Genomic DNA, 23922 nt, shown 5'->3' on the forward strand with positions numbered 1-23922 from the left:
GCCGTTCATTAGGGTATTAATTTCAAAAATACGACTTTATAAAAGACGAATTGATTTTAAAAATTGATTTTAGAATATTTAACTGGCCAACAGCAATTGTTTCTTATAATCACTGGGAGATACTCCTTCGGATTTTTTAAAGAATTTACTAAACGCCTGAATATCTTCATAGCCTATTTCATAAGCGATTTCTTTGATACTTTTATCAGAATAGCGTAAAAGTCGACGAGCCTCTAACATAATTCTTTCTTGAATAATTTGTAAAGGAGGCTTTTCATTATACTTCTTAAAATAATTTGACAATGTTTTTGGACTTTTATTGAGTAATTCCGCATATTCAGCAACCTGATGCTTGGTCTTAAAATGACATTCAACTAAGTAGTTATAGTCTCTTATTATATCCAATTGATTTTTATCAAAATTTATTAATTCAGTTTGCTCCTTAAAAATTCTAGTGCATAAGATTAGCAAACGTTTCAACATCATTTGCAACATTTCATTTTGTAAATCATCCTTTGATTCCATCTCGATAGCAAACATTTTCCAAAGAATATCAAATTTTTCAATTTCGTTCTGAGGAATCATAATCTTTGGAAATTGAGAGGCTCCAAAAAACAAAATACCTTTACAACCTACTTCAATATCGTGATTTGAAATACAATAAAAAGCGCGATTAAACCTTACCATTCGAGCTTTGACTACCTTAATCACATTCACTTTATGGTATTCTGTCAAAAAAACAATAGTATGTTTAGGAAATAAATAATCCGTTCCATCTACATTTATCTCTAATACCTCTTGACACCAAATCACACTTAAACTTTCACTGATTTTTTCTTTCAGTAAATCACAATTGGTTTTATCAATCTCTGCTAATCGTACAAATTCGTTAAGTTCACCCGTGTAAAGCATTTTTTTTAGTTATATATTAAAATACAATGTAGCTAATTTTATCTAATAGTCGCACCTCATTAGAAATCCTTACAAAATTATTGACATTAACCGCTTTTAAGTATCTTTGAAACCAATCGAAATTTTAGCAATACCACCATGAACTGGGAACAACTTTTATCACTGAGACGCCAAGGAGACAAAGGCAAACGACTACGCATAGAACAAGACGACACCCGATTGGGATTTGAAGTCGATTATGATCGTATCATTTTCTCGGCAGCCTTCCGTAGTTTACAAGATAAAACACAGGTGATTCCGCTTTCGAAAACTGATTTTGTACACACACGTTTGACACATAGTTTGGAGGTTTCGGTTGTGGGACGTTCTCTTGGAAGATTAGTAGGCAAAAAAGTCATTGAAAAACATCCCTATCTTAAGGACGTACATGGTTTTCACATGAATGATTTTGGAGCCATCGTAGCTGCGGCATCCTTAGCACATGATATTGGGAATCCTCCTTTTGGCCATTCTGGTGAAAAAGCCATCGGAGAATATTTTTCTATTGGCAAAGGGCAACAATACAAAGCACAATTGACAGCAAAACAATGGCAAGATTTAATTGACTTTGAAGGAAATGCTAACGGATTTTCAGTACTCACTGGCAGCCGTCCTGGAATTGAAGGCGGACTGCGTATTTCCTATGCAACCCTTGGTGCTTTTACCAAATATCCCAAAGAAAGTTTACCTAAAAAACCAACAAAAAATATAGCCGACAAAAAATACGGTTTCTTTCAAACAGATAAAGATTTTTTCAAAGAAGTAGCAACCGATTTGGGTATGATTCCCAACAAATCAGCTGACGATTTGGGATTTGAGAGACACCCACTCGCCTATTTAGTCGAAGCCGCTGATGATATTTGCTATACCATAATTGACTTTGAAGACGGAATCAATCTTGGATTGGTTTCTGAAGATTTTGCTTTAGAATACCTTATCAAATTAGTCAAAGACAGCATTGACAGTGCTAAATATAAAACACTAGAAACCAAAGAAGACCGCATCAGTTATTTGCGCGCCTTGGCTATTGGGAGCCTGATAAATGACGCTGTAAAAGTTTTTATCGACAACGAACAAGCTATTCTTGCAGGAAAATTTCCTTTTGCCTTAATGGATAAAAGCAAGTACAAAGCTCAAATGACAGACATCATCAATTTGAGTATTGATAAAATTTACCAAAGCCGTGAAGTCATTGAAAAAGAAATTGTAGGCTATCAAATTATACAAACGTTATTGGACAAATTCATTACCGCTTTCAACAATCATTTCAACGGAACAGCGTCAAATTATGACAATTTACTCTTGAAATTACTACCTGAAAAACACCATCTTGACAAAGACAATCTCTATGAGCGTCTGTTGCATATTTGCCATTATATTTCGTTGCTTACAGATGGAAATGCTTTGGAATTATTTAATACTATTAATGGTAAAAAAGGTGTTTAATATTTTTTTTAGGAGCGCTACACTGGTTTCCAATTCACAAGTTGTCCCGCACTTCGCAGTATCTTTTTATTTGTCTTACTCCAACAAGTTCCGTATGACAAATAAAAAGGATACTTTGCTACGGTCGGGGCTAATCAATACTGTTTTTAGGTTTTAATGAATTCCCCCTAAAAAGTATACGTCATCCCAACACCCAAAACTTGTTTCAATTGCGCCTTTGGCCCTACAGTCACTTGCGTTCCAGCAACATCTTCTTTGGCCTTAATATCATCATCATAAATGACATGTAAACCAATATTCGTTCGTACATATTGATTCACAACCAAGGCAATGACCAAATCATAATCGATATCTACATTCCCGTATTTATTAATATAATCAGAATACAAACTCAATCGATTCTCAAAATTAATATTCTTAGCTATCTTTTTTTTGTAAAAAGCTGTAATTAAAGTACCTAATTCCGATTTTATTTTTGAGCTATGTTCTATTACATTTCCCTCAGTATCATAAATCGCTTTAGGCACACCAAAAGCTCCTTTATCGGCCAATCTTTGATTCCCAACATAAGTAACCTTGGAGGTAAATGGTGAAAAATAAAATAATTTATTTTTTTTCTCCGATGCGTATTCAGCACCAACACCTAAAAAAGAATAAGCAGGGGCAAAAGGGCCTGAAACAGAAACTTCTGTATTAGGGTATTTATATCCATTGGTAAATTGTGTATTGAAATTGAATTTCGCACTATGGTACCAATTTGATTTTTCATTATCACGATAACCAAAAGTGGAACTAAATTGAAACGCATCTTCTGTTTTTCGCACTTCGGCACCATCCTGTTTGTTCAATCCGTAGCGCATGATAAGCTCATTTGCCCACCGAATATTATCGGTTGTATAATTTCTATTAAACTGTGTACGCAACAAACCTGAAATAGAATTAGTTCCTCCCGCATTCCAATTCACAAATAAAATTTCAGAAATTGAAAAGTCAATTTTATTTTTATTGTCCCAATGTGAAACACTATCAGAAGGTTGTGGTTCAGGTATCAACGTAGTGATAATTTTCTGCGAGTAGGCCGAAGTACTTATAATTAAACAGAGAAGAACAAAATGGAATAGTTTCATTATGAGTTTATATTTTTTTTTATTTATTTGCTATTTAGCTATTTCTAAAAAAATCTTGGTCAAACTACTAACGTCAATTTTACACAATTGTTGCAATTCTTCCACCGTTCCTTGTTCTACAAACTGATCCGGAATTCCTAAATTCTGCACAGTAACAACATAATGATGCCGCGAACCAAAGTCCAAAATAGCCGCCCCAAACCCACCAATTATTGTGCCATCTTCAATAGTTATAATTTTTTTATAGGTTTTAAAAATTTCGTGTAAGTTTTTTTCGTCCAAAGGTTTTACAAAAGGAAAATCATAATGTGCTATGGCGGTAGAATTCTCTATTCTATCAATTGCTATACTAACATTTTTCCCAATAGCACCATTGGACAATACAGCCACCTTTGTACCTTTTTTTAAGCATTTTGATTGGCCAATTTTTATGGGTGCATAGTGACAAAAATGGTCCGATTGCCAATTAACCGTCACCCCACGTCCTCGAGGATACCGAATGGCAATTGGAAAATCAATTCCTAATTGCACCGTATATAAAATATTTTGCAAATCAATCTCATTCAATGGAGAATGGATTACCATATTAGGAATACAACGCAAATAAGCTATATCAAATACTCCATGATGCGTAGACCCATCTTCACCCACTAATCCAGCTCTATCTAAACAAAATATAACGGGCAAGTTTTGCAAAGCCACATCGTGAATCAATTGATCGTAAGCCCTTTGTAAAAAAGTAGAATAGATATTACAATAAACAATCATGCCTTGTGTCGCCATTCCTGCTGCCAAAGTCACGGCATGCTGTTCCGCAATTCCTACGTCAAAAGCACGTTCGGGTAAAGCCTCCATCATGAATTTTAGCGAACTACCCGAAGGCATTGCAGGTGTGATTCCAATTATTTTTTTATTTTTTTGTGCCAAATCCAAAAGGGTCAACCCAAAAACATCTTGGTATTTTGGTGGTAAATCATCCTCTGATTTTAAATAGATTTCGCCTGATTTAGCATCAAATTTACCAGGCGCATGGTATTTCACTTGATCTTCTTCGGCTTGCTTGAGTCCTTTTCCTTTGGTGGTGATAATATGAAGAAACTTAGGCCCTTTAATTTTTTGTAATCGTTTTAATTCTTTGACAACAGCAAAAATATCATTGCCATCAATAGGTCCTGAATAATCAAAATTCAAGGATTTGATAATATTATTTTGACGGTGGTTTTTTCCTGTTTTTACAGCGGTCAAATATTCTTTTAATGCCCCTACACTCGGATCAATCCCAATGGCGTTGTCATTTAGTATCACCAATAAATTAGCATCTGTAACACCAGCATGATTCAATCCTTCAAAAGCCATTCCTGAAGCAATAGAAGCATCACCAATCACTGCAATGTGTTGTTTATCGACTTCACCTTTCAAATTGGAAGCAATTGCCATACCCAAAGCCGCCGAAATTGAAGTAGAGGAATGACCTACGCCAAAAGCATCATAGACACTCTCACTTCTTTTTGGGAATCCTGAAATTCCTCCTAATTGTCTGTTGGTGTGAAAAATATCTTTTCGTTCGGTAAGGATTTTGTGTCCGTAAGCTTGATGACCTACATCCCAAATTAACAAATCTTCGGGCGTATTGAATACATAATGCAAAGCCACGGTCAACTCGACCACACCCAAACTAGCACCCAAATGCCCTTCCTTAACCGCCACAATCCCAATGATGAAATCACGCAGTTCTTGCGCTAATTGCGGGAGTTGCGATTCGTCGAGTAAGCGCAAATCTTTTGGAGAGGAAATATGTTCGAGTAAGTTGGTTTTCATTAGGATTTCAAAAACGCAAATTTACGGTTTTAAATCTAATTTCTGATTTGAACTTTTTTATTAATAACTACCATGAAGATTCGCTAAGCAGACACCGTATCACAAAAAATGTATCGCACATCTTCATGTGTTTCTTTTCAACTTCATGTCCTATAGAAAAACACTATCACAATAGCATTAGCAAAAGCTTTAATCAATTATAATCGCCCTTAACAAAAACAAATACGAAATCCGTATTTTTGCTCCATGATAAATCCATTCACCGACGAATATTTTATGAAGAAGGCTTTGAATGAAGCCGAAATCGCTTTTGAAAAAGGTGAAATCCCCGTGGGTGCACTAGTCGTTATCAACGACCGAATTATAGCCCGTTCCCACAACCTAACCGAATTACTCAATGACGTAACCGCTCATGCCGAAATGCAAGCCATTACAGCGGCAGCGAATTTCCTTGGTGGCAAATATTTAAAAGATTGCACACTTTATGTCACCTTAGAACCTTGCCAAATGTGCGCGGGTGCTTTGTATTGGAGTCAGGTTTCGAAAATTGTTTTTGGTGCTAGTGATACGCATCGCGGTTTTGAAAAAATGGGCGGAAGACTACATCCCAAAACTTCCGTAGTTCGAGGCATTCTTGCCGATGAAGCTGCCGACTTGATGAAACGCTTCTTTACCGAAAGACGAAAATAGTAGGACGCGGATAAAACAGATTCGCTATCACGAAAACACAGATCTAAAACGGATTTTCTCTACCTCTCTTCTTTCATTTTTTTCCCTGTTTGAACAAAAAATTATCATATACGGGATTTCATGGAAGAATAGTCCCTAAGCATCCAAATTATGGAAAGGCAGGACTAGTAACTGACCCCAAATTTTAAAAAAACATCCCCTTTTTACTAAAAAAACAGTTCGAAAGGAAAAAAAGGTAACTCTTGAGGAAGTCCTGACTAACTATGAGCTGTTGTTTTGGCGCAACTTTGTACCATCAAATTATAACAACAGTAATCATGAAAACAATTAACAGACTTATAGAAACTTTTAGAGCATTAACTGGACCAACAAAAAAAACGCCACCGTTAATCGCTATTTCACAAGAGTGTTTCTGTGCTAATCTAGCAATTCAAGATTACTACTGTGATGAAATCAACTTATTTATTTAATAACAATTTAAAATTTTAAAATCATGTCAAAATTTTCAGTACCAACAAGAGAAGAAGTATCTGCAAACAATCAAGCTATATTTGATAACCTACAAAAAGGTTTAGGTTTTGTACCTAATTTATATGCTTACTATGCTAAAAACCAAACAGCACTTGGTGATTATTTAGCATTGCAAAACAGAAAAAGTACATTAAAAGCTAAAGAAAGAGAAGTTGTAAACTTGATCACGAGCCAAATAAATGGTTGTGAGTATTGCCAATCAGCACACACGGTTCTTGGAAAAATGAATGGTTTTACAGACGAACAAGTTCTTGAACTAAGAAGAGGTTCGGCAGCATTTGACACTAAACTGGATGCTTTGGTAAAATTCACTGCATCGGTTGTTGAAAACAAAGGAAAAGCAACCGACGCCATAAAAACAGCTTTTTTTGAAGCTGGATATACCGAAGAAAACATGATCGATGTCGTGATTGTAGTGGGTGACAAAGTGATAAGCAACTACATTCATAATCTTGCTGGTTTTGCCATTGATTTTCCGTTAGCTCCAAAGCTTTAATTTATTTTCCCAATTTTAAAACCTAATAAGATGATACAACATTTAGATAAAACCAATTTTGAACAAACAATTGCTGACAACCAAGTCGTACTAGTAGACTTTTTTGCTGATTGGTGTGGCCCTTGTAAAGCATTACATCCTGCACTTGAAGAGTTAGCAAATGATTTTGATGGCAAAGCGGTAATTTCAAAAATTAACGTAGATCAAAATCCAGAACTAGCAGCTCAATTCAAAGTAAGAAGCATTCCGGCTTTATTTTACTTTAAAAACGGTGAGATTGTAGGAACTCAAAATGGAGTACACAGTAAATCCGTAATCTCTAGTCACTTAAACAACATCTTAAAAAATTAATATCATGGGAAAGAAAATAAATATCAAAAATTTGCCATCAGGCTACCAATCTTTCATTACAAACGGGAGACATTCTGTAACAGGAGACGAACCTTTGACTAGCAAAGGAACGGATTTAGGTTTTTCGCCAGAGGATTTTATCCTTTCTAGTTTAGCGATGTGTAAGGTGGCCACTGTACGCTATATTGCTCGCAAAAACAACTGGCCTATCGAAGATGTAGATGGCGAATTTGAACTCAACGTAAAACGTGGCGTGGACGGAAAGCTATCAACTACCGTTACTGGAAAAATTAAAATTGAAGGTAACCTTACCGAGGAACAAAAAACCGAATTACTCAGACAAGCAGACGCCTGTTATGTACATCGCATGATTGAAGGCGAATGGAATATTGAACAGGTTCAAGAGTTAACAGAAGAAGAACTGACAGTATAAAATAATTTAAACAACAATAATCCTTAATTTAAAACAAATGAAAAATTTAAAATCAATTCTTGCTGTAGCGTTTATCGCTTTATTTTCAAACGGTATATTTGCACAAGTAGAGGCTGTAGACAAATCAGGTTTAGCCATTGGTGGTTACGACGTCGTATCTTATTTTAAAGACCACAAAGCCACGAAAGGAAATGCAGCTAATGCTGAGAAAATTGGAAAAACAACCTATTATTTTGCTTCTAAAGCCAATGCAAAAGCATTCAAAGCAAATCCTCAAAAATATGCACCACAATGTAACGGATACTGCGCTTGGGGTGTAGCTGAAAAAGATTCGAAATTCTCTATCAATCCTGAAACTTTCAAAATTGTCGATAACAAATTATACTTATTCTTTAACGGTGATTTCAACGGACAACAAGTAAACACTTTAGATATTTGGAACAAAGACGAAGCTAAATACCTTAAAGCTATTGATAAAAAATGGGCAACTATTAAATAAAAACACCTTTTTTATTTTTTCCGAAAATTCATATCCCTAAACAATTGTACGTTGTTTTAGTTATGGATTTTCGGTTTGTTATTTTATAGAATTTTCTAAAAATGCAAAGCCGTACTATTCTTGATTTCCCCCATTACAAAAATGGTTTGGGTATTCCCAATATTCTCAATAGTTGATAATTTATTCATGACAAAATCTTGATAACTCGCAACGTCTTCGACTAGAATTTTCAGCATAAAATCATAATCTCCTGCTATATTATAGCATTCGATAATTTCAGGCAAGGCAACAATATCTTTTACAAAATTAGCTCCTACATTTCGAGCATGTTCTTTTAGCCGCACATTACAAAAAACCGTCATCCCTAGTTTCAGTTTCTTTTTATCTAACAAAGCCACATATTTCATAATATATCCTTCGCGTTCGAGTCTTTTGATGCGTTCATAAACAGGAGTTGTAGTCAAGAATAATTCGGCAGCTAGCTCTTTTATGTTGATATTCGAGTCGGCTTGTAGTCGTTTTAGGATTTGAATGTCGGTAGCATCTAGATTTTCCATAGGATAATTTACGGCAAAAGTTAGTTTATGAGAGAGGTTTTAGTTTTAAAAACTTCAAAAATACACTTTTACAGTTTAATTTACTTAATAAACCTCATTAATTCAGTATTAATTACCAAGACAATACATTTGTAAAGTAAAAAATACTAAGATATGAAAACAAATAATTTAGGCTATCCCAGAATTGGAAACCAAAGAGAATTAAAAAAAGCAAACGAATTGTATTGGTCAGGAAAAATTCCTGCTGATGAACTTTTGAAAGTAGGTAAAAACATTCGTGAAGCCAACTGGAAATTACAATCAGAAACAGGAATTGATTACATTCCTTCCAATGATTTTTCGTTTTACGACCAAGTTTTGGATTTGAGTTTAACTGTGGGTGCCATTCCAAAACGCTACCATGAATTTGCCGAAACCAACACTTTCTTAGACCTGTATTTTGCCATGGCTCGTGGCGCACAAAAAAACAATCAAGACGTAGTTGCGATGGAAATGACCAAATGGTTTGACACCAACTACCACTATATTGTTCCTGAATTCACCAAAGACCAAGAATTTTATTTGTTTTCGGAAAAAATTATTGAAGAGTTTAAAGAAGCCAAAGCCATCGGAATTGTTACCAAACCCGTATTGATTGGTCCCGTTTCTTATTTGCTTTTAGGAAAAGAAAAAGAAGCGGGTTTCCACAGAATTGACTTACTAGAGAAACTTCTTCCTGTTTACTTCGAAATCCTAACCAAATTAGAAAATGAAGGTGCGACTTTCATTCAATTTGACGAACCCTTTTTAGCCCTAAACCTTACCGACAAAGAACGCCAAGCATTGGTTTACACCTACAACCAAATCCATGCGCAATTCCCTAATATCAAAATCAATCTAGCGAATTATTTTGATTGTTTTGGCGAAAATTTGGCGACAGCCTTATCCTTGCCCATTGATACTTTTCATTTGGATTTAGTGCGTTGTCCATTGCAATTGGACGATATTTTAGATTCGAAATTATTAGCGCCTACTGCTAAACTTTCGTTAGGAGTGATTGACGGTAGAAACATTTGGAAAAATGATTTCAAAAAATCCTTAGCCTTGATTCAAAAAGCGATTGATGCTTTAGGAACCGACCGCGTTTTGATAGCCCCTTCTTGTTCATTGATTCATTCTCCTTGCGATTTGGATTTGGAAACCAATAAAGAAAATCTAAGTGCAGAAGTAAAACAATGGTTGGCTTTCGCCAAACAAAAAATTGAAGAGGTCGTGGTACTTCGCAATTTGGCTTCAGGCGAAATCACAGAGCATGACCAAGCACAATTTGAAGCCAATTCTTTGGCGAATACCAAACGAAAAACAGCGACCATCATTCACAATGAAGCGGTTAAAAACAGAGTAGCTTCTATTGAAGAAAATGACTCTAAAAGAAACAGCATCTTTGCTATTCGAAGAGAAAAACAAGCCAAAGCTTTGCAATTGCCGTTGTTCCCAACGACAACTATTGGTTCGTTCCCACAAACGCCAGAAGTGCGTAGCTGGAGAGCCAAATTCAAAAAAGGAGATTTAACTGAAAAAGAATACGATGCTTTATTAAAAAAGGAAACCGAAGAAACGATTCGTTTTCAAGAAAAATCAGGAATTGATGTTTTAGTTCACGGTGAATTTGAACGCAATGATATGGTGGAATATTTTGGTGAACAACTGGACGGATTTGCGTTTACCAAAAACGGTTGGGTACAAAGTTATGGTAGCCGTTGTGTGAAACCACCCGTTATTTATGGTGATGTTTCTCGTCCTGCTCCAATGACAGTTAAATGGGCTGAATATGCACAATCATTGACTCCTAAATGGGTCAAAGGAATGCTAACGGGACCTGTTACCATCCTACAATGGTCGTTTGTACGTGATGACCAACCAAGGTCGGAAACTTGTACGCAAATCGCTTTGGCCATTCGAGATGAAGTAGTGGATTTAGAAGCTGCTGGCATCAAAATTATTCAGATTGACGAACCTGCTATCCGTGAAGGATTGCCTTTACGTAAAGAAGAATGGACAAAGTATCTAGACTGGGCAATCAAAGCTTTTAGAATCTCTGCTAGTGGTGTTGCTGACGACACCCAAATCCACACGCATATGTGCTATAGTGAGTTTAACGACATCATTCAAAACATTGCCGATATGGATGCCGATGTGATTACGATTGAATGTTCGCGTTCGCAAATGGAATTACTAGATGCTTTTGCTGATTTTAACTATCCTAACGAAATTGGACCAGGCGTTTATGACATTCACTCGCCACGTGTGCCTTCTCATGAAGAAATGGTTCATTTGCTAGAAAAAGCGGCAGCGGTGATTCCAGCCAACCAACTTTGGGTAAATCCAGATTGCGGTTTAAAAACACGTCATTGGGATGAAACTAAAAAAGCCTTAATCGAAATGGTAAACGCTGCTAAAAAAATGCGTTTGGCTGTGGAGAAATTGGAGACGGTGTAAAAAAGGAAAAACACAGATTTCACAGATTATCACAGATGTTTTCTGTTACTAATTAGAATCTGAACCAATCCTATTACTACTCTTACATAAAATCTGCCTCATCTGCAAAAATCTGCATGAAAAATAAGCACGCAGATTTTGCAGATTTTTGCAGATAATATAAGCTCTACATAAAAATAACATCCATCTGTTGATTGAAAGGAAAAACGAGATTAACTCCAAAAAAAAACAGCTACCCAAAATTGGATAGCTGTTTTCTATATACTCTACTCTTTATTCTATTTTATAAAAATATTTAAGAACCACACATTTCACAATCTTCTGGTCCGCCTGCTTGGGCTTGTAGAATCATCTTTTTGTATTCATTAATATCAATAGAGTCCGTTTTCACTTCTTCGGCAACGGGTTGTTGTTTTTTATCGTTGTTTAAGGTAAACTTGATAGCGTCAACTGCTGCTTTTGTTCTCAAATAATACATTCCTGTTTTCAATCCTGATTGCCAAGCGTAGAAATGCATCGAAGTCAATTTAGAGTAATTAGCATTTTGCATGAACAAGTTCAATGATTGTGATTGATCTACAAAATACCCACGTTGACGCGACATATCAATAATATCTTTCATTGACATTTCCCAAACTGTTTTATACAAATCTTTCAAATCTTGCGGAATCACATCGATATTTTGAACAGAACCATTATGACGCATGATTTCTTGTTTCAAACTTTCGTTCCACAATCCACGTTCCACTAAATCGTGCAATAAGTGTTTGTTTACAACGATAAATTCTCCTGAAAGTACTCTACGAGTATAAATATTAGAAGTATATGGTTCGAATGCTTCATTGTTTCCTAAAATTTGAGAAGTAGAAGCGGTAGGCATAGGCGCTACTAACAATGAGTTACGAACTCCGTGTTGCAATACTTCTTTTCTTAACCCTGCCCAATCCCAACGACCTGATAATTCTTCGTCTTGAATTCCCCATAAATTATGCTGGAACTCTCCTTGAGACATCGGTGAACCTTGGTAAGTTGAATAAGGACCTTCTTCTTTAGCCATTTCCATCGAAGCTGTAACGGCTGCGAAATATAGTGTTTCGAAAATTTCTTGATTTAATTTTTTAGCTTCGTCTGACGTAAACGGCATGCGCAACATAATGAAAGCATCAGCCAAACCTTGCACTCCAAGACCAATAGGACGGTGACGTAAATTAGAATTCTCTGCCTCTACAACTGGATAGTAGTTTCTATCGATTACTTTATTTAAGTTTCTTGTTACACGTTTGGTTACGTTAAACAACGCTTGGTGATCAAATTCCCCGTTTTCAACAAACATTGGTAACGAAAGTGAAGCTAAGTTACATACCGCCACCTCATCAGCAGAAGTATATTCCATAATCTCTGTACATAGGTTAGACGAACGAATCGTTCCTAAGTTCTTTTGGTTTGATTTACGGTTAACAGCATCTTTGTACAACATATATGGCGTTCCAGTTTCGATTTGCGATTCTAGAATTTTCTCCCATAATTCGTGTGCTTTAATGGTTTTTCTACCTTTACCAGCTTGCTCGTAACTTGTATATAAAGCCTCAAACTCTTCTCCATAAACATCATACAATCCTGGACATTCGTTAGGACACATTAAAGTCCAGTTTCCGTTTTCTTGTACACGCTTCATGAATAAATCCGAAGTCCACATCGCGAAGAATAAATCTCTAGCACGCATTTCTTCTTTTCCTGTATTCTTTTTCAAGTCCAAGAAGTCAAAGATATCGGCATGCCAAGTTTCAATATAAACAGCAAAACTTCCTTTACGTTTTCCTCCACCTTGATCTACATAACGAGCCGTGTCGTTAAACACACGCAACATCGGAACAATTCCGTTCGAAGTTCCGTTCGTTCCACGAATATAAGAACCCGTAGCACGTACATTGTGAATAGAAAGTCCTACACCACCAGCAGATTGCGAGATTTTGGCCGTGTTTTTCAACGTATCATAAATACCATCAATACTATCTTCTTTCATTGCTAGAAGGAAGCAAGAAGACATTTGAGGTTTTGGTGTTCCAGAGTTAAACAATGTAGGCGTTGCATGGGTAAAGAACTTTTTAGACATCAAGTCATAAGTCTCTAAAACCGACTCTAAATCATCTAAGTGAATCCCCACAGACACACGCATCAACATATGTTGCGGACGCTCTACGATTTTACCATTGATTTTCAATAAATACGAACGCTCTAGTGTTTTAAAACCAAAGTAATCGTAGTTAAAATCTCTATTATATATAATATGCGAATTTAAGAATTCTGCATTTTCTTGTATTACTCTATGTACTTCTTCAGATAATAAAGGCGCTTTTTGACCATTTCTTGGATTTACATAATGATACATTTCGTCCATCGTTTCTGAGAACGATTTGTTTGTATTTGAATGTAAATTTGAAATAGCAATACGAGCTGCCAGTTGTGCATAATCAGGATGCGCGATAGTCATTGACGCCGCTGTTTCTGCCGCTAAATTATCCAATTCTGATGTCGAAACTCCATCGTAAAGCCCTTCAATAACACGCATTGCCACTTTCACAGCATCCACTAAATCATTCAAACCATAGCATAGTTTTTTAATCCTATCTGTGATTTTGTCAAACATTACTGGTTCTTTCCTACCATCTCTTTTAATTACATACATAAGCTCGATTGTTTTTAAAAAACAGAAAATCCCTTTTCTATTTTTCGGGTATTTGTTAATTGGTTTTTGGGAAACTAATCCCGGGTATTACTTGTGATTTTACACCGCGAAGGCGCAAAGGCACAATGTGTTTTATATTTGTTCTACTACTAATCACTTGAAAACGTCAAAGCTTCTCTTCTTTGCGCCCTAGCGTCTTAGCGGTAAATCAATTAAAAATCAGCGTCGAAACTAATTTTTTGACCATCTTCATCGGTGTTCATCACACCTGATTTTTGATATTCAGCTACTTTCTTTTCAAAGAAATTTGTTTTTCCTTGCAACGAAATCATATCCATAAAATCAAATGGATTTGAAGTGTTGTATTCTCTATCACAACCTAATTCCACCAAAAGTCTGTCAGCAACAAACTCTAAATATTGCGTCATCAAAGTAGCATTCATACCAATCAAACTTACTGGCAATGACTCTGTAATAAACTCTCTTTCGATATTTAAAGCATCAACAATGATAGTTCTGATTCTTTCTTTAGACACTTTATTTACTAAATGGTTGTTGTGTAAATGCACCGCAAAATCGCAGTGAACTCCCTCGTCACGAGAAATCAATTCGTTAGAGAAAGTTAAACCTGGCATCAAACCACGTTTTTTCAACCAATAGATAGAACAAAATGCTCCTGAGAAGAAAATCCCTTCTACTGCTGCAAAAGCAATTAAACGTTCTGCGAATGAATCGGACTCAATCCATTTTAAAGCCCAATCCGCTTTTTTCTTAATCGCTGGAAAAACTTCTAAAGCGTTGAACAACTCATCTTTCTCAGCCTCATCTTTAACATAGGTATCAATCAACAATGAATAGGTTTCACTATGAATGTTTTCCATCATAATTTGGAAACCATAAAAGAATTTTGCCTCAGCATATTGTACCTCATTCACAAAATTTTCCGCTAAATTTTCATTTACAATTCCGTCAGAAGCTGCAAAAAAAGCTAAAATATGTTTAATAAAATACCTCTCATCATCACTCAACTTATTATTCCAGTCATTTAAATCTTGTGACAAATCGATTTCTTCAGCTGTCCAAAAACTAGCCTCCATTGACTTATAAAACTCCCAAATATCATGGTGTTTGATAGGAAAAATTACGAAACGATTTTTATTCTCTTGTAAAATAGGTTCTACTTGCGACATTACTATTGTGTGTTTTTTATTAAATTTTTAACTAAAATAAAAGATTTCTGTGAACTACAAAGATTGAAAAATAATGCGATTATAAAAAGCCAAACTTATCCACAAAACGCCCTAGTTTTTAACAAAGAACAAAATAAGCAACGCTTTTCATACAATTTGCAACTTTCTATTTATCAACTAATTAAAAATAGACAAACGAAGAATTTGACTTTAAAACATACTGTTTTATAAGCTACAAACAAAGGTTTTTACGGTTTTTTTGAGCCTTGTTTTTTCCATTCCTGAGCCACTAAATCTAGCTCAGCATACCAGTCTTCTCCAAATCTACGCACTAAGGCTTCTTTGACAAACTTATACACTGGAACCTCCAGCTCCTTACCTAACGAACAGGCGTCATCACAGATATCCCATTTGTCATAATTCACAGCTGCAAACTCGGTAAAATCCTTAATCCGGATCGGGTACAAATGGCAGGACACTGGTTTTTTCCAATCTACTAATCCTTGATTGTAGGCTTGCTCTATTCCGCACAAAGCTGTTTTACCATCAAAAATCACATAGGCACAATCTTTATTATCGATTAACGGTGTTTCTAAATCCCCATCGGTTCCTTTTGTCCATGTACCTTGCGCCTCAATAGCTGCAATCCCTTCTTTGCGAAGAAATGGTTTTACCTTAGGATAAATGGTCTCCAAAATTTTAGTTTCCTCCTCGCTTAAGGGCGCTCCTGCATCTCCATCAACACAACAGGCTCCTTTGCAGGCAGACAAATTACAAACAAATTCTTTTTCTAAAATATCTTCAGAAACAATGGTTTTTCCTAATTGAAACATGGACTCTACTAACTGTATTTATAAAGTGCAAAGGTAATCAAACAAATACAAATCGGAAGTGGAAATCGGTGCTATTAACATATTGCAAAGAGAAAACAACATTTTATAAGTCATGGATGACAGCCATTGCGACTTTTTCGAAGTTCCGCTTCACACTGTCTTTAAACACCAATCAAAGATACGAACCCTCATTGTTTTTCAATTATAGCAAGAACTAAAACCATGTCTATTCTACCTAGCTTTACAGTTAAGATTTTATTTTTAAAATAGTATTCTGATCCTTTTGTACTGAAATCATCTCAGATAACAAAAATCGTTAGCATAAAATAGCATCAGACTAATCCAGTAAATTTTTAAAAATTTCTTCTTGGCTATAGCTGTTAAATTATCTACTGCTTATGTTAAAGGTTTATCCATTTAAACATTTTTTTTATAATTTTACCCCCTAAAATCGTATGTAAAGGCATTTACAAGCTACAATACAAAACGGAATACCCTAACAAAAACAAGCCTTTACCTAAAACAAAAAATATTTTTATGAAAATCTTTATCAACATATTAGTGTTTTTAGCTGTTGCACTAATAATCTTCAACATCTCAATGTTAGATTTTAAAGATCCTTTTCAAGGTGATAGCGCTGTGGCGTTTATCGGAATTGCAGCTTCCTTTTGTGCCGTTTTGATTCTTTTGATTTTTAAAATGTCAAAAAAAATTGAAGAGAAAACGAACGACAAATAACAATGAAATATAACGTTTTAATTATTGGCGGTGGTGTATCCGGCATTTCTTGCGCACTTGTATTAGGCTCTGCTCAACACAAAACTTTTGCAAAGGACAAAACAATTGGCATTATCACTCACCAAAAAGCCTCTGCGCTTCAAGATGCCATTTTCAATAATGCATACGGAATCGCGCCTGGGACTTTAGGAACTGAATTACTTAGCAGCTCCACCACTCATTTATCGGAAATATATCCGCATATTATTCAAATCCCTAACGAAAAAGTGCTTAAAATAGCAGGTGAATACCCTAACTTAACCATTACCACCAACAAAGGCAGTTACAAAACTGAAATAGTAGTAATTGGAATTGGCTCAGCAAACACTTTTGCGATTGACGGCCTAATGGACTATGTAGAACCTCACCAAAAGGCACTCCCAATAAAAAACCGAATTCAATTACACAATACGGATCATAAAGTAACGGAAGGCATTTATGTTATAGGAACATTAGCGGGTTGGAGAAGCCAACTTACTATAGCGGCTGGAAGCGGAGCTGCTGTAGCAACTGACATACTCACTTTGTGGAACAAAGGAGAGCAAACACATTCACATGATAGTATTCGAGAAAAATAAAAAAGCTTATTTATTTCAATACTTTTTGAATCATCCTATCCTCTTTTAAAAGCAATTCATAATACTTATCATCGCCGTATAGTTGCCTTGCAAACTCAGCATTTAAAAACCGTTTTACAACATCTTTATTTTTTACAAGGTTAAGTGCAATTCTATTTTTGTACACATAACGCTGAAATGCATTGTAATACTTGTCTTCTTTCTTCATTTTTAACCTAAAGGCATCTAAAGAGATTTGCTTAAATTCTGCCCGATGCAAGTCTAATTGTTCGAAAACAAAATTCCCGACCATTCCTGATCGCATCAAGTAATTGACATTAGGGTCTTCAATCTCAATGGGCACAAATACATCTGGCACAATACCTCCACCTCCATAAACAATTCGCCCTTTAGGTGTTTTAAATTTTAAACTATCGGCAATTTTAATACTGTCTTTGGCATACAATTCTCCAGACAAAAATCGAGCTTCGGATTCATTAAAATAAGACTCGTTCCCTTTTTTATATGATTTTTGAATAGAACGACCTGTAGGCGTGTAATACCTTGCCACAGTCAATCTTACAGCGGAACCGTCTTCAAAATTCATTTCGCGCTGTACCAATCCTTTTCCAAAAGAGCGTCTTCCCGCTACAATTCCACGGTCATTATCCTGAATAGCTCCTGCCAAAATCTCACTAGCCGAAGCGCTATTTTCATTAATTAAAACAACCACTTTACCGTTTTCAAAAATACCATTATCGGTAGCGAAGGTCTTCTGAATTACCCCTTTCTTATTTTTTGTAAAAACAATAAGCTGGTCTTTTTTTAGAAAATCATCTGCTACAGCAATGGCTTCTTCCATATAGCCCCCACCATTATTTCTGAGATCAAGGATTACACTATTCACACCTAAGCTTTTCAATTTTAGCAGACTAGCCTTGAATTCGCGATAAGTTGTTTCAGAAAAACGATTGATTTTAATATAGCCTGTTTTAGCTTCTAGCAACATCCCAACATCAACACTTTTTAACGGAATCACATCTCTTTTCAAGTTAATAGAAAACTTTTTTTGCTGTGATTTTCGGTAAACTATTAATTGAACCGCTGAACCACGAGTTCCTTTTAAGATTGAAAACAAACTATCTGAAGATAAATTGCGACCAAAAAGTTTGGTCTTATTAGCATAGAGAATACGGTCCCCTGCTTTAATTCCAGCTTTAGCTGAAGGCCCGTTTTCTATAGGTCGAATCACTGCCAAGGTATCTCTATACATATAAAAACTAACCCCTATCCCTACAAAATCTCCTCTCATGGTTTCTTCTACACGAACTTGCTCATTGGGCGGCACATAGACCGAATGAGGGTCTAACTGTTCCATGATTCTATCCACGGTTAGATTTACTATCGAATCGGTATTAACGTCATCAACATAGTCATTTTCGATAAAATCTATTAATTTATTAAGTTTGCTTTTGGAAGTGCTTTTGGCTAAAAAATGATTTTCACCAGTAGATTGAATCCATTCTCCTAGCAGCACGCCTAAAGCCAAAGCCAAAGTAGCTCCTAAAATTAAAGGAAGATATTTCGAACTGAATTTCATTTATTCTTCTAAATCGACAATTTGGTCAACGATGACACCCGCTTTCTTTAAAAATTGAATTCCAGAGTCATCGCGGTAACCGTTTTGATACACCACTCTTTTTATTCCGGACTGATGAATTAATTTACTACACTCCTTACAAGGGGAAAGTGTAATATACAAGGTAGCTCCTTCACAAGATTGGGTAGAACGAGCTACTTTTAAAATAGCATTTGCTTCAGCATGTAAAACATCCCAACGCGTTAAACCGGTTTCGTCTTCGCAACAATTATCAAAACCTGAAGGCGTACCGTTGTATCCGTCTGAGATTATCATTCTATCTTTGACAATAATAGCACCTACTTTTTTGCGTTTGCAATAGGACAAAAGCCCCCATTCCGTTGCAATTCTCAAATAAGCTTTATCATATTTATTTAGTTTATGTTTTTCCATTTTTATCTAATCCAAATTTTACTTTCCAATATCATTGGTAAAACTACCCCAATTATAAATGCTGACATGACCAATGTCCAATCTCTCTTAGAAAACCGAAAGAATGTTTGCACAATATAAGACAAAATCAAGGTCACAATTACCACTACCAATTGACCCGCTTCAATCCCTAATGAAAATTCCAAAAGAGGCAACAACCGAGTGGACTCATTCCCCAACACTGACTTAAAATAACTTGAAAATCCCAATCCATGTATAATTCCAAAAAACAACGTTATAAAAGCAATCAAGTTGACACTTTCTTTTTTGTTGGTTTTCCCAGCTGTAAAAAGATTAAAAAGCGCCGTTATTAGTATTGTTATTGGAATCAACATTTCCACCACGCTCACTTTGATAGCGACAATCTCAAATACTACTAATAACAATGACATTGTATGTCCTAATGTAAATAGTGTTACCAATAACAATATACGCTTCCAATCTTTAAAACTAAAAGGAACTGACAAAGCAATCAAGAACAAAACATGATCATAAGAATAAATATCTAAGATATGTTTTAAGCCTAATTGAAAATATATTAAAAATTGCGACATAGGTTTTGTTTATTAACTCGGTATGGGACTGTAAACATACAATTTATTTTGAAAATCGACGATTGTCATAAAAAAATGACTCAACCGAGGCAGATGGAGTGCATACATATTAAACGTTTGCTATTATTACTTATTATATACTCTTATCAATTCACAAACCCCTATATTTAAAAGGTCTAAAAAGAAATCCAACATACGATCAAACTCCAAACAATAACGGCTTTATCCCGAATTTCAGTATCTAAATTAAACTTTTAAGCATCGATAGGTATTTCTATATTAAAATTTTAACAATTAGAATTTAAAAAAATAAAAATTGAATTATCTTTGCCCAATATAAAAACAATAATTATGTCATTTTCAGATTTATTTGATAGCGAATTCAAACAAAGAAATAAAGGTCACTTTTCTGCAATTGTTCGTGTTGCTCTAGCCGACGGTACTGTAGCGCCTGAGGAAAAAAACTTTTTGGACAAATTAGCTACGAAACTTGAAATTTCAGCTTCTGAATACGAAGAAATTTTAGAAAACCCAGCAATTTACCCAATAAACCCACCTTACTTATACACTCAAAGACTAGAGCGTTTGTATGATTTAGTAAGAATGGTTCGTGTTGATCATCAATTAGGAGACAAGCAAGAGCTTGTTTTAAAGAAAATTGCAGTTGGTTTAGGATTCACTCCAAGCAACGTAAACTATATTGTTGCCAAAGCACTTTCTTTGGTTGACAAAAATGTAGATTTTGACACTTTTGCTTATGAAATGCAAAACATGTATAAATAATACAATATCTCTATATACTAAAAAAAGCTCTTGAAATTCAAGAGCTTTTTTAGTATTAGTTGCCTAGCATACCTATTCTTTACTCGCTTTTAGCATAAATTCTTCTGCTTTTTCAACCATGTTATAACTTCCACAGAAGAAAGGCACTCTTTCATGCAATTCCTTCGGTTTGATTTCCATGATACGACCAAAACCATCAGAAGCTTTACCACCCGCTTGCTCTGCAATAAAAGCCATTGGATTGCATTCATACAACAAACGTAATTTACCATTTGGTGCTTTAGAACTTGTTGGATAAATATAAATCCCTCCTTTTATCATGTTTCTATGAATATCTGAAACCAAACTTCCAATATAACGTGAAGTATAAGGGCGGTCTCCTTCTTCCGATTGGCAGTATTTAATATAGTCTTTTACTCCTTGCGGAAACTGTATATAATTCCCTTCATTGATAGAATAGATGTTTCCGTCTTTTGAAAATTGCATATTAGGATGCGATAGATAAAATGTTCCAATTGCAGGATTCAGTGTAAAACCGTTTACACCATGACCTGTTGTGTATACCAACATAGTTGATGTACCATAAATCACATAACCTGCTGCTACTTGACAAGTTCCTGGTTGCAAGAAATCATCTATAGTAACAGGAGTTCCAATTGGAGTAATCCTTCTGTAAACTGAAAATACAGTTCCTACTGAAACATTTACATCAATATTTGACGAGCCATCAAGTGGATCCATCAATACAATGTACTTATTAGCATGCTTGTTGTCATTACCTCTTACCGTTATAAAATCATCATTTTCCTCTGATGCGATTCCGCATACAATCTCACGATTGATTAAGGTTTGAATGAAAATTTCATTGGCGTAGACGTCTAATTTTTGTTGGTCCTCACCCTGAATGTTTTGTTCCCCAGCAGCTCCGGTAATATCAACTAAACCTGCTTTGTTCACTTTATAACTCACCACTTTGGCAGCCAAGCGAATGGAATTGATAATTCGGGATAATTCTCCAGATGAATATTGAAAAGCATTTTGGTTCTCAATAATAAATTCTCCGAGTGTTCTGTTGCGTTCTTCCATTTAAGAAATCGTTGTAGTTAGTTTGAAGTCACAAATATCGCTTTTTTTGTGAAAAGGAAAATAATAAATCAAACCTAATTTGTTAGTATTGTATATTTGCTGAAATAATAATTTAACAGATTGTTATAAAAATACAAAACCAATCCAAAATGATCATTAGAAAAGGAACTCCTCAAGACATGAATGCTGTTCTAGAATTGATTCAAGAACTCGCTCATTTTGAAAAAGAGCCTGAGGCAGTAGAAATTACAGCCGAGGATTTAATTCAAGATGGCTTTGGAGAGCATCCTTTATTTGGTGTTTTTGTTGCCGAAAACAACAATACAATCGTTGGAATGGCTTTGTATTATTTCAAATATTCTACATGGAAGGGGAAAAGTATCCACCTAGAAGATTTGATCGTAACAGCATCAGAAAGAGGAAATGGAATAGGTCAAAAGCTTTTGGAACAAATGGTGCTTTTAGCCCAACAAGAACAAGTGAAACGCCTAGAATGGAACGTTTTAGACTGGAACACAGCCGCCATTGACTTTTATGTACAATCAGGAGCTGAAATTCTAAAAGAATGGCAACTGGTTAGACTAGATGAATCGAGAATTATTAATTTTGCCAAAAAAAAAATTAAATTAAAATAAAAAAACCAATTAAGAACATGAGAGTATTTAAGTTTGGTGGCGCCTCTGTAAAAGACGCTGAAGGAATCAAGAATGTTTACGATGTTTTACAAAAAGTAGGTTATGAAGATGTGTTGCTTGTAGTTTCAGCTATGGGAAAAACTACGAATGCATTAGAGTTAGTTATCAAAGATTATTTTGATAAATCACCTTCATTACAATCATCTGTTCAAGAAGTAAAAAAATACCACAACCAAATCCTTTTGGATTTGTTTGAAGACGAAAACCATGAAGTCTTCCAAGCCGTAAATGCTCAGTTTACTGACTTAGAATACTTTTTGTCTCACAACAAATCTCCTAACTACAACTTTGTTTACGATCAGGTAGTAAGTTTTGGAGAATTGATTTCTACAACGGTCTTAAGTCACTATATGTCTTTCATGGGAATTCAAACCCAATGGATTGATGTTAGAAACTTTGTAAAAACAGATGCTAACTACCGAGATGCCGAAGTAGACTGGGAATTGACACAAAAGAACATTGCCAATAATGTAAAAAGAAAAACCTTAAACATTACCCAAGGTTTCTTAGGTTCTGACGAAAATGGATTTACAACTACCTTAGGCCGTGAAGGGTCAGATTATACTGCTGCTATTTTTGCATATTGCTTGAATGCAGAAAGTGTAACCATCTGGAAAGATGTACCTGGAGTCATGAATGCTGATCCAAGATATTTTGAAAATGCAAGTTTGCTAAACCAAATATCCTATAGAGAAGCAATTGAATTAGCATTTTACGGAGCAACTGTAATTCACCCAAAAACATTACAACCGCTACAAAAAAAGGAAATTCCTTTGTATGTAAAATCTTTTATCAATCCGTTGTTAAAAGGAACTGTTGTTACTAAAGGCGCTGCATTAGAACCTTATTTACCATGTTTTATTGTAAAAAGAGATCAAACTTTGATTTCGCTTTCATCAATTGATTTCTCTTTCATCATGGAAGAGCATATCAGTGAAATCTTTGCTTTATTCCATGAATATAAAATTAAGGTCAACTTAATTCAGAACTCTGCGATTAGTTTCTCTGTTTGTGTGGAAGATAAATTCGGGAATTTCCAAGATGTAAATGCTTTACTATCAAAGAGATTCAAGGTAGATTATAACGAGCATGTGACTTTATACACCATCAGACACTTTAACGACCAAGCAGCAGAAATGGTAGAAAAAGATAAAATTGTGATCTTGAAACAAGTGAGTACAGAGACGATGCAAATTATCACTAGCGAAAAACAATAATTTTTACGTCATACCCAAAATTAATTGGGGAACAAATAAAAAGGGGCTACTATCTTTACGATTTTAGCCCCTTTCTATTTACTTTAATTCTGCAGA

Annotated in this window: 24 protein-coding genes; 13 read left to right on the top strand and 11 right to left on the bottom strand. The window is 35.3% G+C overall.

Annotated elements, in window-relative coordinates; all coding sequences use genetic code 11:
- Positions 1 to 78: 78 nt before the first annotated feature.
- Positions 79 to 912 carry a helix-turn-helix domain-containing protein gene (locus ACNH59_RS03725; protein WP_418264091.1) on the bottom strand — a complete coding sequence of 278 codons (834 nt, stop codon included), beginning with the start codon at positions 910 to 912 and terminating at the stop codon, positions 79 to 81.
- A 138-nt stretch (positions 913 to 1050) separates the two neighbouring features.
- Here ACNH59_RS03725 and ACNH59_RS03730 point away from each other — a divergent pair, with 138 nt between their 5' ends.
- Entirely contained in the window at positions 1051 to 2397 is a 1347-nt protein-coding gene (locus ACNH59_RS03730; protein WP_418264092.1) for a deoxyguanosinetriphosphate triphosphohydrolase, read from the top strand.
- A gap of 167 nt (positions 2398 to 2564) precedes the next feature.
- Here ACNH59_RS03730 and ACNH59_RS03735 read toward each other — a convergent pair whose 3' ends face one another.
- On the bottom strand, positions 2565 to 3524 hold the full coding sequence (locus tag ACNH59_RS03735) for a DUF3078 domain-containing protein (RefSeq protein WP_418264093.1): 960 nt from the start codon (positions 3522 to 3524) through the stop codon (positions 2565 to 2567).
- A gap of 30 nt (positions 3525 to 3554) precedes the next feature.
- Positions 3555 to 5342, bottom strand: a complete 1788-nt coding sequence (locus ACNH59_RS03740) for a 1-deoxy-D-xylulose-5-phosphate synthase (RefSeq protein WP_418264094.1) — start codon at positions 5340 to 5342, stop codon at positions 3555 to 3557.
- Between the two features lie 246 nt (positions 5343 to 5588).
- Between ACNH59_RS03740 and ACNH59_RS03745 the strand changes: the two genes are divergently transcribed.
- The 6 genes from ACNH59_RS03745 (at position 5589) to ACNH59_RS03770 (ending at position 8342) form a co-directional block, all read left to right on the top strand.
- Entirely contained in the window at positions 5589 to 6032 is a 444-nt protein-coding gene (locus tag ACNH59_RS03745; RefSeq protein WP_418264095.1) for a nucleoside deaminase, read from the top strand.
- Positions 6033 to 6295: 263 nt separating this feature from the next.
- Positions 6296 to 6502 carry a hypothetical protein gene (locus ACNH59_RS03750; RefSeq protein ID WP_418264096.1) on the top strand — a complete coding sequence of 69 codons (207 nt, stop codon included), beginning with the start codon at positions 6296 to 6298 and terminating at the stop codon, positions 6500 to 6502.
- 23 nt (positions 6503 to 6525) lie between these two features.
- Positions 6526 to 7059, top strand: a complete 534-nt coding sequence (locus ACNH59_RS03755) for a carboxymuconolactone decarboxylase family protein (protein ID WP_418264097.1) — start codon at positions 6526 to 6528, stop codon at positions 7057 to 7059.
- 30 nt (positions 7060 to 7089) lie between these two features.
- Entirely contained in the window at positions 7090 to 7410 is a 321-nt protein-coding gene (gene trxA / locus ACNH59_RS03760; protein ID WP_418264098.1) for a thioredoxin, read from the top strand.
- Positions 7411 to 7414: 4 nt separating this feature from the next.
- The gene (locus ACNH59_RS03765; protein WP_418264099.1) at positions 7415 to 7843 is read left to right on the top strand and encodes an OsmC family protein; all 429 of its coding nucleotides are present in this window, start codon (positions 7415 to 7417) and stop codon (positions 7841 to 7843) included.
- A 37-nt stretch (positions 7844 to 7880) separates the two neighbouring features.
- Positions 7881 to 8342 (top strand): YHS domain-containing (seleno)protein, encoded by a 462-nt coding sequence (locus ACNH59_RS03770; protein ID WP_320890389.1) that lies wholly within the window; start codon positions 7881 to 7883, stop codon positions 8340 to 8342.
- A 95-nt stretch (positions 8343 to 8437) separates the two neighbouring features.
- Here the strand turns inward: ACNH59_RS03770 and ACNH59_RS03775 are convergent, their stop codons facing one another.
- A complete protein-coding gene (locus ACNH59_RS03775; RefSeq protein ID WP_220762983.1) occupies positions 8438 to 8899 on the bottom strand; it encodes an Lrp/AsnC family transcriptional regulator in 462 nt (153 codons plus the stop codon).
- Between the two features lie 153 nt (positions 8900 to 9052).
- Between ACNH59_RS03775 and metE the strand changes: the two genes are divergently transcribed.
- Positions 9053 to 11377 carry a 5-methyltetrahydropteroyltriglutamate--homocysteine S-methyltransferase gene (gene metE, locus ACNH59_RS03780; protein ID WP_418264100.1) on the top strand — a complete coding sequence of 775 codons (2325 nt, stop codon included), beginning with the start codon at positions 9053 to 9055 and terminating at the stop codon, positions 11375 to 11377.
- 295 nt (positions 11378 to 11672) lie between these two features.
- Here metE and ACNH59_RS03785 read toward each other — a convergent pair whose 3' ends face one another.
- The 3 genes from ACNH59_RS03785 to ACNH59_RS03795 form a co-directional block, all read right to left on the bottom strand.
- Positions 11673 to 14063: a ribonucleoside-diphosphate reductase subunit alpha gene (locus tag ACNH59_RS03785; RefSeq protein ID WP_418264101.1), complete on the bottom strand. Its 2391-nt coding sequence runs from the start codon at positions 14061 to 14063 to the stop codon at positions 11673 to 11675.
- 212 nt (positions 14064 to 14275) lie between these two features.
- Positions 14276 to 15253: a ribonucleotide-diphosphate reductase subunit beta gene (locus ACNH59_RS03790; protein ID WP_418264102.1), complete on the bottom strand. Its 978-nt coding sequence runs from the start codon at positions 15251 to 15253 to the stop codon at positions 14276 to 14278.
- A gap of 248 nt (positions 15254 to 15501) precedes the next feature.
- Positions 15502 to 16086, bottom strand: coding sequence for a DUF3109 family protein (locus ACNH59_RS03795; RefSeq protein ID WP_418264103.1), 585 nt, complete (start codon positions 16084 to 16086; stop codon positions 15502 to 15504).
- A 537-nt stretch (positions 16087 to 16623) separates the two neighbouring features.
- On the opposite strand from ACNH59_RS03795, the gene ACNH59_RS03800 reads away from it, so the two are divergent.
- Both ACNH59_RS03800 and ACNH59_RS03805 read left to right on the top strand, forming a co-directional pair.
- Positions 16624 to 16824 (top strand): hypothetical protein, encoded by a 201-nt coding sequence (locus ACNH59_RS03800; protein ID WP_418264104.1) that lies wholly within the window; start codon positions 16624 to 16626, stop codon positions 16822 to 16824.
- Positions 16825 to 16826: 2 nt separating this feature from the next.
- The gene (locus ACNH59_RS03805) at positions 16827 to 17441 is read left to right on the top strand and encodes an FAD-dependent oxidoreductase (RefSeq protein ID WP_418264105.1); all 615 of its coding nucleotides are present in this window, start codon (positions 16827 to 16829) and stop codon (positions 17439 to 17441) included.
- A 10-nt stretch (positions 17442 to 17451) separates the two neighbouring features.
- Here ACNH59_RS03805 and ACNH59_RS03810 read toward each other — a convergent pair whose 3' ends face one another.
- The 3 genes from ACNH59_RS03810 to ACNH59_RS03820 are packed head-to-tail and all read right to left on the bottom strand — an operon-like array spanning position 17452 to position 20045.
- Positions 17452 to 19020, bottom strand: coding sequence for a S41 family peptidase (locus ACNH59_RS03810; protein WP_418264106.1), 1569 nt, complete (start codon positions 19018 to 19020; stop codon positions 17452 to 17454).
- A complete protein-coding gene (locus ACNH59_RS03815; protein WP_418264107.1) occupies positions 19021 to 19452 on the bottom strand; it encodes a deoxycytidylate deaminase in 432 nt (143 codons plus the stop codon).
- Between the two features lie 2 nt (positions 19453 to 19454).
- Entirely contained in the window at positions 19455 to 20045 is a 591-nt protein-coding gene (locus ACNH59_RS03820; protein ID WP_418264108.1) for a HupE/UreJ family protein, read from the bottom strand.
- A gap of 351 nt (positions 20046 to 20396) precedes the next feature.
- Here ACNH59_RS03820 and ACNH59_RS03825 point away from each other — a divergent pair, with 351 nt between their 5' ends.
- Positions 20397 to 20828 (top strand): TerB family tellurite resistance protein, encoded by a 432-nt coding sequence (locus ACNH59_RS03825; protein ID WP_418264109.1) that lies wholly within the window; start codon positions 20397 to 20399, stop codon positions 20826 to 20828.
- A gap of 72 nt (positions 20829 to 20900) precedes the next feature.
- On the opposite strand, the gene fbp is transcribed toward ACNH59_RS03825, so the two are convergent.
- The gene (gene fbp, locus ACNH59_RS03830) at positions 20901 to 21914 is read right to left on the bottom strand and encodes a class 1 fructose-bisphosphatase (RefSeq protein WP_418264110.1); all 1014 of its coding nucleotides are present in this window, start codon (positions 21912 to 21914) and stop codon (positions 20901 to 20903) included.
- A 149-nt stretch (positions 21915 to 22063) separates the two neighbouring features.
- Here fbp and ACNH59_RS03835 point away from each other — a divergent pair, with 149 nt between their 5' ends.
- Positions 22064 to 22549: an N-acetyltransferase family protein gene (locus ACNH59_RS03835; protein WP_418264111.1), complete on the top strand. Its 486-nt coding sequence runs from the start codon at positions 22064 to 22066 to the stop codon at positions 22547 to 22549.
- A 17-nt stretch (positions 22550 to 22566) separates the two neighbouring features.
- Positions 22567 to 23826: an aspartate kinase gene (locus ACNH59_RS03840; protein ID WP_418264112.1), complete on the top strand. Its 1260-nt coding sequence runs from the start codon at positions 22567 to 22569 to the stop codon at positions 23824 to 23826.
- Positions 23827 to 23922 lie beyond the last annotated feature (96 nt).

The sequence above is a fragment of the Flavobacterium faecale genome (assembly GCF_048320115.1).
In the GTDB taxonomy this organism is placed as follows: Bacteria; Bacteroidota; Bacteroidia; order Flavobacteriales; family Flavobacteriaceae; genus Flavobacterium; species Flavobacterium faecale_A.

Bases quoted from the DNA above. Each gene is read 5' to 3' on its own strand.
- ACNH59_RS03725 (WP_418264091.1), bottom strand. From the start codon at position 912: ATGCTTTACACGGGTGAACTTAACGAATTTGTACGATTAGCAGAGATT.
- ACNH59_RS03730 (WP_418264092.1), top strand. From the start codon at position 1,051: ATGAACTGGGAACAACTTTTATCACTGAGACGCCAAGGAGACAAAGGC.
- ACNH59_RS03735 (WP_418264093.1), bottom strand. From the start codon at position 3,524: ATGAAACTATTCCATTTTGTTCTTCTCTGTTTAATTATAAGTACTTCG.
- ACNH59_RS03740 (WP_418264094.1), bottom strand. From the start codon at position 5,342: ATGAAAACCAACTTACTCGAACATATTTCCTCTCCAAAAGATTTGCGC.
- ACNH59_RS03745 (WP_418264095.1), top strand. From the start codon at position 5,589: ATGATAAATCCATTCACCGACGAATATTTTATGAAGAAGGCTTTGAAT.
- ACNH59_RS03750 (WP_418264096.1), top strand. From the start codon at position 6,296: ATGAGCTGTTGTTTTGGCGCAACTTTGTACCATCAAATTATAACAACA.
- ACNH59_RS03755 (WP_418264097.1), top strand. From the start codon at position 6,526: ATGTCAAAATTTTCAGTACCAACAAGAGAAGAAGTATCTGCAAACAAT.
- trxA (WP_418264098.1), top strand. From the start codon at position 7,090: ATGATACAACATTTAGATAAAACCAATTTTGAACAAACAATTGCTGAC.
- ACNH59_RS03765 (WP_418264099.1), top strand. From the start codon at position 7,415: ATGGGAAAGAAAATAAATATCAAAAATTTGCCATCAGGCTACCAATCT.
- ACNH59_RS03770 (WP_320890389.1), top strand. From the start codon at position 7,881: ATGAAAAATTTAAAATCAATTCTTGCTGTAGCGTTTATCGCTTTATTT.
- ACNH59_RS03775 (WP_220762983.1), bottom strand. From the start codon at position 8,899: ATGGAAAATCTAGATGCTACCGACATTCAAATCCTAAAACGACTACAA.
- metE (WP_418264100.1), top strand. From the start codon at position 9,053: ATGAAAACAAATAATTTAGGCTATCCCAGAATTGGAAACCAAAGAGAA.
- ACNH59_RS03785 (WP_418264101.1), bottom strand. From the start codon at position 14,063: ATGTATGTAATTAAAAGAGATGGTAGGAAAGAACCAGTAATGTTTGAC.
- ACNH59_RS03790 (WP_418264102.1), bottom strand. From the start codon at position 15,253: ATGTCGCAAGTAGAACCTATTTTACAAGAGAATAAAAATCGTTTCGTA.
- ACNH59_RS03795 (WP_418264103.1), bottom strand. From the start codon at position 16,086: ATGTTTCAATTAGGAAAAACCATTGTTTCTGAAGATATTTTAGAAAAA.
- ACNH59_RS03800 (WP_418264104.1), top strand. From the start codon at position 16,624: ATGAAAATCTTTATCAACATATTAGTGTTTTTAGCTGTTGCACTAATA.
- ACNH59_RS03805 (WP_418264105.1), top strand. From the start codon at position 16,827: ATGAAATATAACGTTTTAATTATTGGCGGTGGTGTATCCGGCATTTCT.
- ACNH59_RS03810 (WP_418264106.1), bottom strand. From the start codon at position 19,020: ATGAAATTCAGTTCGAAATATCTTCCTTTAATTTTAGGAGCTACTTTG.
- ACNH59_RS03815 (WP_418264107.1), bottom strand. From the start codon at position 19,452: ATGGAAAAACATAAACTAAATAAATATGATAAAGCTTATTTGAGAATT.
- ACNH59_RS03820 (WP_418264108.1), bottom strand. From the start codon at position 20,045: ATGTCGCAATTTTTAATATATTTTCAATTAGGCTTAAAACATATCTTA.
- ACNH59_RS03825 (WP_418264109.1), top strand. From the start codon at position 20,397: ATGTCATTTTCAGATTTATTTGATAGCGAATTCAAACAAAGAAATAAA.
- fbp (WP_418264110.1), bottom strand. From the start codon at position 21,914: ATGGAAGAACGCAACAGAACACTCGGAGAATTTATTATTGAGAACCAA.
- ACNH59_RS03835 (WP_418264111.1), top strand. From the start codon at position 22,064: ATGATCATTAGAAAAGGAACTCCTCAAGACATGAATGCTGTTCTAGAA.
- ACNH59_RS03840 (WP_418264112.1), top strand. From the start codon at position 22,567: ATGAGAGTATTTAAGTTTGGTGGCGCCTCTGTAAAAGACGCTGAAGGA.